8 protein-coding genes and 2 pseudogenes are annotated in these 11,137 nt (G+C 51.6%); 6 read left to right on the top strand and 4 right to left on the bottom strand.

Features of this window, described 5'->3' with window-relative positions:
* Window positions 1–345: 345 nt before the first annotated feature.
* The 4 genes and pseudogenes from IQ22_RS22565 to IQ22_RS22550 form a co-directional block, all read right to left on the bottom strand.
* Window positions 346–627, bottom strand: a complete 282-nt coding sequence (locus tag IQ22_RS22565; RefSeq protein ID WP_145146058.1) for a hypothetical protein — start codon at window positions 625–627, stop codon at window positions 346–348.
* Window positions 628–727: 100 nt separating this feature from the next.
* On the bottom strand, window positions 728–1,618 hold the full coding sequence (locus tag IQ22_RS22560) for a transporter (RefSeq protein ID WP_145146057.1): 891 nt from the start codon (window positions 1,616–1,618) through the stop codon (window positions 728–730).
* 70 nt (window positions 1,619–1,688) lie between these two features.
* Window positions 1,689–2,813, bottom strand: coding sequence for an NAD(P)-dependent alcohol dehydrogenase (locus IQ22_RS22555; protein WP_145146056.1), 1,125 nt, complete (start codon window positions 2,811–2,813; stop codon window positions 1,689–1,691).
* A 19-nt stretch (window positions 2,814–2,832) separates the two neighbouring features.
* Window positions 2,833–4,292 (bottom strand): annotated as a pseudogene (locus IQ22_RS22550) (benzaldehyde dehydrogenase).
* A gap of 659 nt (window positions 4,293–4,951) precedes the next feature.
* Between IQ22_RS22550 and IQ22_RS22545 the strand changes: the two are divergent.
* From IQ22_RS22545 to IQ22_RS22520, 6 genes and pseudogenes are all read left to right on the top strand, one after another.
* Window positions 4,952–5,734: pseudogene (locus IQ22_RS22545) on the top strand (IS5 family transposase).
* A gap of 598 nt (window positions 5,735–6,332) precedes the next feature.
* Window positions 6,333–7,292: an AraC family transcriptional regulator gene (locus IQ22_RS22540; protein ID WP_425298890.1), complete on the top strand. Its 960-nt coding sequence runs from the start codon at window positions 6,333–6,335 to the stop codon at window positions 7,290–7,292.
* Between the two features lie 265 nt (window positions 7,293–7,557).
* On the top strand, window positions 7,558–8,940 hold the full coding sequence (benA, locus tag IQ22_RS22535) for a benzoate 1,2-dioxygenase large subunit (RefSeq protein WP_145146054.1): 1,383 nt from the start codon (window positions 7,558–7,560) through the stop codon (window positions 8,938–8,940).
* Window positions 8,937–9,425 (top strand): benzoate 1,2-dioxygenase small subunit, encoded by a 489-nt coding sequence (gene benB, locus IQ22_RS22530; protein WP_145146053.1) that lies wholly within the window; start codon window positions 8,937–8,939, stop codon window positions 9,423–9,425. Before benA ends, benB begins: the two co-directional genes overlap by 4 nt.
* Before the next feature lie 154 nt (window positions 9,426–9,579).
* Window positions 9,580–10,617, top strand: coding sequence for a benzoate 1,2-dioxygenase electron transfer component BenC (benC, locus tag IQ22_RS22525; protein WP_145146052.1), 1,038 nt, complete (start codon window positions 9,580–9,582; stop codon window positions 10,615–10,617).
* Window positions 10,614–11,137, top strand: a 524-nt coding sequence (locus IQ22_RS22520; RefSeq protein ID WP_145146051.1) for an SDR family NAD(P)-dependent oxidoreductase, incomplete at its 3' end; no start/stop codon positions are given. The genes benC and IQ22_RS22520, both read left to right, overlap by 4 nt.

Genomic DNA, 11,137 nt, shown 5'->3' with positions numbered 1-11,137 from the left:
CTTCCACAGCGCAGCCGTAATCTCTTTGCGATGTCTCATGCCTCTATCGTGAACATAGCCAGGCTTAGATTCAAGGGGGGTTTGTTAGCGGCTCTAAATTCAACGCCCCGAGCAGTTCGCCTCTTAGTCCTATAAGTGGGACAGACGCGCAAAAAAAATGCTCGAACTCGTTCAAGTAGTGCTGTCCTCCCAACAGTACGATAGGTATACCTTCGGTAAGCGTACAGCTGGGTGCTGTCGTACCAATCTCTGGTTCGTGAACCCGCCTGCCGGCTTGAAGATTTCCCAGTGGCCCGGTATGGCAATCTTGGGCTTGTCTGATGTGAACAATCACGCCTTGGGGATTTACACAAAATAGAGTCCAGGAGTCTCCGCCCAGACTTTGCCAAAGCCGCTCGATTTGTGGTTGAACATGTTTAGCAAGCTTCTGGTCTTCATACCAAAGCGTATGCTTATCAGCATCCAATCTAGGCGGGATTGCCAAGGCAGCACGCCTGCTTCTCGGGATCGACTCCAGGAGCGTGCCACTGGTGAAGGCAGCAAATCCTCTGGAAGCGGCTTGCCATCAAGAAATTGATTACGAGCGACATTCAGACGTTGTGGGTCAGGCAGGGCGTAGGTATCCATAATGACACCATTTATGATTATAGATGATGGTTATAGCCGGATTACCTCGGCTATAACCATCATCTAAAGCTTAGGTGCCACCAAGTCAAGATTAGAGATACTAAAAGACAAGCAGTGCTCGTAGGTTAATACCTATATCCTCCTGAAACCCACCGTCTACATGCGTGTCGTGGGTGAGCTGGGCACTGAGCTGAACCGAGCGGTTGACCATTTGTTGATATTCGACGCGTACCTGCTGTACCTGGGTTTTTTGTCCAGTGTAGTCACTCTCCAGGAACTGCTTGCCTCCGGTTATGGCCGAGTAGCCAAAAGCAACCCGGCGAGTAGGGTCGAAATCGTATCTTAGGTTGGTCTGAATCTGGTAGGTAGGGTCTTGCTTGAGTGTCTGGTTTCCGTTCCCAGCATCATTATTATGGCCGTAGAAAACTGCGTCTCCGTACAGTTCAAAAGAGATTTTTCCCCATAGTGGTTCTATCCAGCCGAGCTGCAAGTCGCCCTTGAAGCGATTTTCGCCAAGATTTAAAGCATCATGCTTATCATAGCTACCAAAGGGTAGGTAAATCAGGGGCGTAATACCGAAATAGCGTCCACTCATTCCTGCTGCGGGTTGATTTACCAACCAGAAGGTGGCACCAATTATGGGGTCGGCAAGACCTGTCGCACTACTTAGTGATTGACCGCTGATTCTGGCGTCATACACATGACCAAACGGCAGCAGAATTTGCGGATCGATTGTAATGCCACCCACTTTCATAAAGTGAATCAAACGTACAATACTGATATTGGATTTAAGACTCGTGCCAGCGCGGTTCGTGGACCCATTATCAGGGTGGTACTGATCAGATCGACTGTATTGTTGATACCAAAGGGCTACGTTGGTGCCAGCGGGGAGGGCAGTATAGTCGCCTGCGTTCACGTCTACAGCCCGAGCATGACTGCTAAACATAAAGCTGGCCACGAGAGCAGCCGGATAGGAAAGGCTAATGCGCATGAATGCGTTCCTTTTATTCTTGTTAAGCGCGAGGGAAAAGAGCCGGAGTTGATCCACTCCGGCCAGAATCTCACTCTCCGATTTTAATGACCGGCTTGAGCGTTATGCCTTTCTCGCTGTCCTCAGCCGCCTGGTTGATATCCTCAAATTGATAGAGCTTTATCAGTTTGTCGAACGCGAAGCGGCCTTGCAGATAGAGATCGACCAGTTCCGGGATGAATTTTTGCGGCACACTGTCACCTTCCACGATGCCGCGGATGGTTTTGCCGCCTAACAATAGATCATTCACATCGAACTCTGCCGTTGTGCCTAGCGGAGGGGCGCCAACTACGCCAAGACTCCCTAGTCCGCCCAAGGCGTCTACTGCTTGGCGCAAAACAGCGGGACGTCCAGTAGACTCCAGTGCAAAGTTCACCCCGCCCCCGGTAATTTCACGAATGGTAGCTACCGGGTCTGTGTTCTTGCTGTTGATGACATGGGTCGCCCCAAGCTCCTTAGCCAGTTCCAGACGTGACGGGATCACATCTACGGCAATGATGCTCGTCGCACCTGCTACCTGGGCTGCTAGTACGGCGGACAGGCCCACTGCGCCGGCACCAAAAGCTGCAAATCGGCTACCAGGCGTTACCTTCAATGAATTTATGACCGCACCAGCACCCGTCTGAATACCGCATCCTAAGGGCCCTAGTAGCTCTAGAGGCGCTTCGCGAGGAACACGGACGGTATTATTTTCGCGGCTTAAGGCATAGGTAGCAAAAGACGACTGCGAGAAGAAATGGTCATGCAAGGGCTGACCCCGCTCGTCTTCAATAGCACATTCGCCATGCGGATCCGCGCCGCTGAAATTACGTCCAAAGAACTCCTTACAATATGCGGCATGTCCGCCCCCACAAGGTAGACAGTGGCCGCAGTAGCCATAGGTCAATACAACGTGATCCCCGACATTCAAACCCTTGACCAGAGGGCCTACGGCTTCGACGACACCAGCGCCTTCATGGCCCAGCACGGCGGGTAGGGGAACCGGGTAATACTGATCACGAACAATCATGTCGGTATGACACATGCCCGTAGCTACAATGCGGACCAGCACTTCGTCTTCCTTTGGATGACGAATACGAGCCGACTCAATCACAAACGGGGCACCTTTCGAGCGCGTAACAGCTGCTTTGATAGCAATACCTTGAAGAATACTCATTGTTATTATTCTCCGATTATTACAGGGGATAAGCTGGGGCTTCACCTTTGACGGTGAGCCATTGCCATTGTGTAAACTCCTCCCAGTTGGCTGCACCGCCAATACTGCTTCCGTTGCCAGAGGCGCCAACACCACCGAAGGGGTTAATCACTTTGTCATTTACTGTCTAGTCATTGATATGCAGCAGACCGATACGTAGCCTCTCACCCAACTTTAAAGCGCGGCTTACGTTGTTTGAGATAATCGCAGCGGAAAGCCCGTATTCCGTATCATTGGCCAGCCGAATAGCTTCCTCATCATCCTCGAACGGCATAACGACCGCAACGGGACCAAATACCTCCTCCTGGAACACAGGATTATCCGAGGTAACGCCACTAAGCACAGTTGGCTGGAAAAACAAGCCTTCGTACTGACCGCCTGTTTCAATATGCGCGCCAGCCTGTTGAGCCGCCTGAACTAATTGATAAGCGTGGTCACGTTGTTGTGCGTTGATCAGTGGGCCGAGCGAAACATGTTCAGTATCAGGGTTCCCCACCGTTAGGCTTTTGGCTTTTGCCACTAAACGCTCAAGGAATGGCTTGTAAATGGCACGATGCACTAGCAAGCGACCTGTAGACATACAAATCTGGCCCTGATGCAGATAGACGCCCCAGGTTGCGTTGGCTAGCGCGATATCCAGGTCAGCATCATCAAGAATAATCAGGGAGTTCTTGCCACCTAGCTCCAGGGATACCTTTTTCAGGTTCCGGCCGGCGGCCTCTCCCACCTTGCGTCCTGCGCCGGTCGAGCCGGTGAACTGAATCATTGCAATATGGGAGTCTGAAGTTAACGCTGCACCGGCTTCAGTCCGCCTGGCAAGACATGTAAGAGACCTTTTGGCAGGCCCGCCAGTTCGACAATTACAAAGCCACCGCAGACTGCCGTACGCGGGTCTGGCTTCAAGACCACTGCGTTACCAACTGCCAGGGCAGGAGCAACAGCACGGATCGCAAGATAAAGAGGAAAATTGAAGGGAGAAATGACGCCAATCACACCAAGTGGACGCCGCCGGGCAAGGCTCAGGCGACCAGGTACTGAGGGCAGAACCTCTCCCTGACTACGTGAGGGCAATCCAGCACTCTCATAAAGGGCCTTGATGGACAGTGTGGTTTCGAAAGCAGCCTTGGCCCGGGTTGATCCGCTTTCTTTGACGATCCAGCTGACAATTTCATCAAAGTGGGGCTCAGCTGCCTGTGCAGCTTTGCGCAAAATCAGACTACGCGTCTCATAAGGCTGAGCAAACCAAAGCGGCTTAGCCATGCTGGCTGTTTTGCTTGATGTATTAACAAGCGATCCATCCGCATTGGCTATCTGACCAAGCGTAGCACCGCTAGCTGGTTCGATAACAGGGGTAGGAGGAAGGTGACCGGCTTGCCAGTCACCAGTAAATAAACGCTCATTCCACAACTCTACCGGCAGCATAGATTCAGTAGTGCTCATAAACGCCTCTCTTATTAGATTTTAGTTAAAGACCACACAGGCTAACGTAAGCTATGCGGGCTTCTTCTTGCATTGCATGAGCTATGCCAGCTTCAGGCAGCTAATGATTACAGGGAGACTCGTGAGGAAGGATGTTCAGAAACTGGATAGTGAACAGGTAACTGTTCAGATTTTGAACAATTACTGATTATTTTGCTAAAGAAGTCTGTCTAATTAGCTAGACACTTCTTCACTACGATAAATTTATAAATTCGAGATATAAAACTTGATAGTAACTCTCCAATTGAAGAATCAATATCCTATATTGATTGTCAAATGAGATTATTCTTACCTTAACAAAGAGAATTCACCATAGTAAGGAAAGCTGATTTTATAATTTAAGTAGTAGCTTCTTATTCCATTATTTTGGTAATGCCACAGTGCTATTTTAACTCTTATTGAATAGCGATCATGAGTATGTGGCCTCTAAGAGAATCATTTATATCAGTTAGTACCGGCCCATCCACTAATTAACCTCCTAAGGCCAGGCCAGAACACTTTAATTAGAAAGGCTTCTGTTGTTGACTGAGATTTTCTTTTTTAGTGTAGGTATGTTTCTTGTCCAGTTGCACTCCTCAGAGCCTGTTCACGATCTTTCGAAGAGCATGCATAGTATATGAATGCGAACCAAGACCTATCCCAGCGACATAAGTCGAGAACGATTCGATCGAATCCGGCCCCTACTGGAACAGGCCCGCAAGCACACCAAGCCCCGCCGCGTAGATCTATACGAGGTGTGGTGTGCGGTACTGTACCTGCTGCGTACGGGCTGCCAGTGGCGCGCCCTGCCAAGTGATTTTCCGAAGTGGAGAACCGTTTACGCCTACTTTGCCAAGTGGCGTGAGCCGGACGGCCTGCTGGAGCGTGCGTTAAAAAAATCAGGTTGGCGAGGCTCGCGAGAAACAGGGGCGCAGCGCCTGCAGCAGATTCTTGATCGCGGACGCGCAGAGCGTGAAGAACACGGACACAGCCAAGCATAAGGGGTATGACGCGGGCAAGAAGGTCTCTGGGATCAAACGCCATATCGTTGTTGATACACAGGGGTTGCCGCATGCGGTTGCGGTCACGACAGCCGAAGTGACCGACCGCAAAGGCGCATTGCAAGCGTTGGAGCGATGCCCGTCTGGTTTGGCGCAGGTTCAGAGCCTGTTATGTGACAGTAGCTATACCGGTGAGCCCTTTGCCCAAGGCGTGCGAAATATTCTCGGTGACCCGGTGACGGTGCAGATTGCCGTAGCGAACTCCATACCTTTAAGGTCATGCCTAAACGGTGGGTGGTCGAACGCAGCTTTGCCTGGCTGGAGAAGAACAGGCGGTTGTGGAAAAACGGCGAGCGAAAGCTCAACACCAGCCTTCAGTTTATCCACTTGGCATTCCTGGTTTTGCTACTTAAAAGATCGTGAACAGGCTCTCACAACTGCAGTTCGCGCTTCATGCTTACCTCTATATTCACACAGGTGTCAGATAATCATCCGTGATTCAGTTTCATTCATCACGGTTTTGCATTTTCCCATGTAATCAAACCGCCTACCTTGTAATTATTCACTAGGCGAAATCAAAAAGCCTCACCGCTTAAGCTTTTAATAGACTTTGAGTAGGTTATTAATAAGCAGTAGTAGGGCGGCATCTCTTTGGTTTAAATCAGCTGCCTTTTTCTGAAAATGGTTCGCTTGTCAAGTGTTAGCGCGCTGCTAGGTTGTTGCTAGAAGCTAATTGTTCAACGAAAGTCATCTTTGAGCCTACTAAGGAAGGTAGCTGACTGTCCTACAAAATAGGCAGTGCTGAGTTGTAATAGAGTAGCAAAACATACTTGGTAAACATATCGAGCGTTTCTATGGGCCTCGCCTCTGCAGATACATACCCAATAAGTAGGTATGATACCTAATTGATATTAGACAGGCGCCATTTTTAGTGAGAAAGCTAAAACTAGTTTGAGTCTGTAATGCTTAAGGTTAGCGTCACGTTTGAAATGCTTGCCTATCAAAAATAACAAGAGCTTTTGTGATGGAATGTCGCCTGCTGAACGATCAGAGCCGTGTGTTCGAGCGTGCCGATCCATATCGAGTTTCTGATTACGTTAATGAGTATGTAGGATCGCATCGTATTCGCTTGCCAACCGTAGGTCGACCAGAGGCTAGTCTTTATCACCGTCGATTTGCCGAACTGGATCTATGCCGTATTAGCTACGGGGACAGTGTTCGGGTCACGTCAACTGCACTTGACAGTATCTATCATCTGCAGCTGTTCATTAATGGTCACTGCCTGTGGCGATGCCGAGGTGAAGAACATTATTTCGTGCCTGGCGAAATGCTGCTGATCAATCCAGACGATCCCGTGGATCTGACCTACTCAAATGACTGCGACAAATTTATTGTCAAGTTACCTGTCAGTCTGCTGGAGGCAACCTGCCGCGAGCACCGCTGGTTGCTGCCCAAAGAAGGGATTCGATTCACCTCTGCACGCAATGATCTGAAAGCATTGGACGGCTTTGTTAGTCTAATGGCCCTGATCTGTCAGGAAGCTGAGGCTATGACTTCTTTGCCTCAGATTCAGGAGCACTATGCGCGTATTGTAGCGAGCAAACTGTTGAGCCTGCTCAAGCATAACGTCGATCCGTTGGCGACCTGTGCACAAGCGACCTCTTTCGAACAGATCAGCGCCTATATTGATTCTCATCTTGCCCACGACATCAGTGTTGAACAACTCGCTACATTGGCACGAGTCAGTGTGCGTTCCCTTTATGCGCTGTTCGAACGACATGCCAATGCCTCACCGAGGGATTATATCCGCCAGCGCAAGCTTGATCATATCCATACCATTCTGAGCGACCCAAACGCGCAGGTCCGCAGCGTTACGGAAATTGCTCTGGATCATGGCTTCCTGCATCTAGGCCGTTTTTCTCAAGCTTACCGTCAGCGCTTCGGCGAATTGCCTTCTGAAACCTTTAAGCGCCACCGCTAACCCATTCTTTGAATGCCGGCCTTACAGGGACCGGCTTTTTTGTTGTGTCTGGGGAGCGTGCAGAAAATGGATAGTAGTCTGCAGAAAACGGATATCGCGACTTATCTATGCAACCTAGCCTAAAGCCATGCCTGAACCCTTTAAACCTAAGGCTATATCTTTCTTGCGTAGTGTCTACGAGCGATAGATATCTGATCACATCGCTCTAAGCCTGCCGATTTTGGCAGCATAAAAATAACCACAAAATAGCCTGGAGAATCACATCATGCTCAATGGCAGACTTGACCGACTCGCCCATGATGTTGCCTATGCCGTTCAGGAAGAGCCTGAAAAAGGCATTTTCCGTTGCCGGCGTGACGCCTTTACCGACCCGGACCTGTTTGAACTGGAGATGAAATACATCTTTGAAGGTAACTGGGTCTATCTGGCTCACGAGAGCCAAGTTCCAGAACCCAACGATTATTTCACTACGTATATCGGTCGCCAGCCAGTGGTTATTACTCGCGACAAGAACGGTGATTTGCACGCCATGATCAATGCCTGTGCGCACCGTGGCGCAACCCTGTGCCGTCGCAAGCATGGCAACAAGGGGTCGTTTACTTGCCCGTTCCATGGCTGGACGTTTAGCAACAGCGGTAAATTGCTCAAGGTCAAAGATGGCAAGACTGGTGGCTATCCAGAAGGATTCAATGTTGAGGGCTCCCATGATCTCAAGCGCGTCGCACGTTTCGAGAGCTATCGAGGTTTTCTGTTCGGCAGCCTAAATGCGGATGTCATCTCGCTGGAAGAACATCTGGGCGAAACCCGCGTCATCATTGACCAGATGGTCGATCAGGCTCCAGAAGGCATCGAAGTATTGCGAGGCAACTCGTCCTATATCTACGACGGTAACTGGAAATTGCAGACCGAAAACGGTGCGGACGGCTATCACGTCAGCTCCGTGCATTGGAATTACTCGGCCACGATGCAGCGTCGCAATTATGAGGCGGAAGGAACGAAAGCGGTCGATGCCAACGGCTGGTCGAAAAGTATTGGCGGCTTTTATGCGTATCAGCATGGGCATGTCTTGCTCTGGACGCGCCTGCTCAATCCGGAGGTACGGCCGGTTTATGCCCATCGTGAAGCGCTGATCGAGCGTTTTGGCGAAACCCGCGCCGATATTATCGTTAACGAAACCCGTAATCTGTGCTTGTACCCCAATGTGTACCTGATGGATCAATTCTCCACGCAGATCCGGGTGACGCGGCCGATTTCTGTCGATAAGACCGAGGTCACCATCTACTGCTTCGCGCCCAAGGGGGAGAGTGCCAAAGAACGGGCGTTGCGTATCCGTCAGTATGAAGACTTCTTTAATGTTAGCGGCATGGGAACGCCGGACGATCTGGAAGAGTTTCGGGCCTGCCAGACAGGCTATCAAGGGCGAGCGGCCCAATGGAACGATCTCAGCCGTGGCGCTACGCACTGGATCGAGGGTCCTGATGATAATGCCCGTGCGATGAACATGAACCCGCTACTCAGCGGGGCGAAGACTGAGGATGAAGGCCTGTACGTCAAGCAGCATCAGTTCTGGGCTCAGATGATGCAACGCGCTATCGAACAGGAGCGCAGCGCCCTTATCGTGACTGACAGTCAGGAGGCGGTGGTATGACTCGCACCTATGAAGAAATCGCCGGTTTCCTCTATCGAGAAGCGCGCCTGCTGGATGACCGGCAGTGGGACGAGTGGCTGGAGTGCTATTCGCCAAAGGCCTCTTTCTGGATGCCCGCTTGGGATGACGACGACACCTTGACCGAGGATCCGCAGCGCGAAGTTTCGCTGATCTACTACCCGAGCCGCGACGGCCTGGAGGATCGTATCTTCCGTATCCGCACCGAGCGTTCGAGCGCGAGCATGCCTGAGCCACGTACCTCACACAACATCAGCAACATTGAACTCTTGGAGCAAGATGCCGAGCGATTGGAAGTGCGCTTTAACTGGCACACCTTAAGCCACCGCTACAAGAAGACCGACAGCTTTTTCGGCACGTCATATTACACCTTGGACATCCGTGGCGAACTGCCACTGATCACCCGCAAGAAGGTGGTGCTGAAGAACGACTACATACATCAGGTCATCGACATTTATCACATCTGAGCGGCGTGTGATCCGCTGTGCGCTGCTCAGGCTGCGTTAAAGAGGGGTTCGAAAGGCTCGTTTACGTTTTGTAAACGCTGCTTTCTTACTCCTTTTTGCCTGACTCGTCTCGCGATCGCATAAAGGATCGATGTTTGAGGTGAGGATCTATTCTATGAGTTACACCATTGCACTGAATTTTGAGGACGGGGTGACGCGGTTCATCAACTGCCGTGAGGATGAGAAGGTGCTTGATGCCGCATTTCGGCAGAAGGTCAACCTACCAATGGATTGCTCCGATGGCGTCTGCGGCACTTGCAAGTGCCGCTGCGAGCAAGGCGATTATGATCTAGGGGAAGACTTTATCGACGATGCACTCACCGACGACGAGGTCGAGCGCGGTCTGGTGCTAACGTGCCAGATGGTGCCATCGTCTGATTGCGTGATCGCCATTCCGGTACCCTCAACTGCTTGCAAGACTGGTATTGCTCAGTTTCAGGCCACGCTGGCCGAGGTTAAGTCCCATCAGGACGCGGCGCTTGAAGTAGTGTTCGAGGCCGATGCTACGAATGCACCGGTCTTCCTGCCAGGGCAATATGTAAATATTACTGTGCCCGATAGCGACCAGACCCGATCCTATTCTTTTAGCTCTCAGCCTGGAGCGCAGCGCTTTTCATTTTTGATCAAACGCGTGCCGGGTGGTTTGATGAGTACCTATCTGGACCAAGCTCAGATTGGCGAGCGGCTGACGCTGACCGGCCCGCTGGGAAGTTTCTATCTGCGCGACGTGAAGCGACCGCTGCTAATGCTAGCAGGTGGTACAGGGTTGGCTCCGTTCCTGTCGATGCTGGAGGTAGTGGCTGAGCGTGGCGTGGATCAACCCGTGCATCTGATCTATGGCGTAACACGCGATCTAGACCTGGTTTTGGTCGACCGCCTCGAAGAGTTCGCTCGCCGTATCCCGGGTTTCACCTTCGCGACCTGTGTGGCAGAACCGGGATCTACTCATCCACGTAAAGGCTATGTGACAGACCACTTGTCACCAAGCATGCTCTATGACGGTAATGTAGATGTCTACCTGTGCGGGCCGCCCCCCATGGTAGATGCCGTGCGCCGCCACTTCAGCCAGGTTGGTATCACACCGGTGAGTTTCCACTACGAGAAATTCACGCCGACTCAAGTCGTTACGGTAGATGAGGAGGCGTGCGCATGAGCCGTTTCGAGAACAAGATAATGCTGATCACCGGCGCGGCCCAGGGCATTGGGCAGCGTGTGGCGGAGCGGGCGGCGGTCGAAGGCGCCCTTCTGGTGCTAGTAGATCGCGCCGAATTCGTTCATGAAGTCGCCCAAGGGTTAGAAGCCCAAGGCACTCGGGTAATCGCGCTTCAGGCGGATCTGGAGCGTTTCGCCGAAGTTGAGCGGGTGGTTCAGCAAGCTATCCAGACATTTGAACGGATCGATGTGCTAGTCAACAATGTAGGCGGGACGATTTGGGCCAAGCCCTTTGAACACTATGCCGAGGCTGAAATCGAGGCAGAGATCAGGCGCTCCCTATTTCCTACAGTGTGGTGTTGCCGTGCAGTCCTGCCGCACATGCTTGAGCAGGGGCAGGGTGCCATCGTTAACGTCTCGTCCATTGCCACGCGCGGCCTTAATCGCGTGCCTTATGGCGCCGCCAAGGGCGGCGTGAATGCACTAACGGCGTGTCTGGCTTTCGAGAATGGCGAGCGGGG

It is taken from the genome of Pseudomonas duriflava (assembly GCF_007830155.1).
In the GTDB taxonomy this organism is placed as follows: Bacteria; Pseudomonadota; Gammaproteobacteria; order Pseudomonadales; family Pseudomonadaceae; genus Chryseomonas; species Chryseomonas duriflava.
Note: the sequence above shows the minus strand (reverse complement) of the source record. Positions and strands in the feature narration are given on the sequence as shown.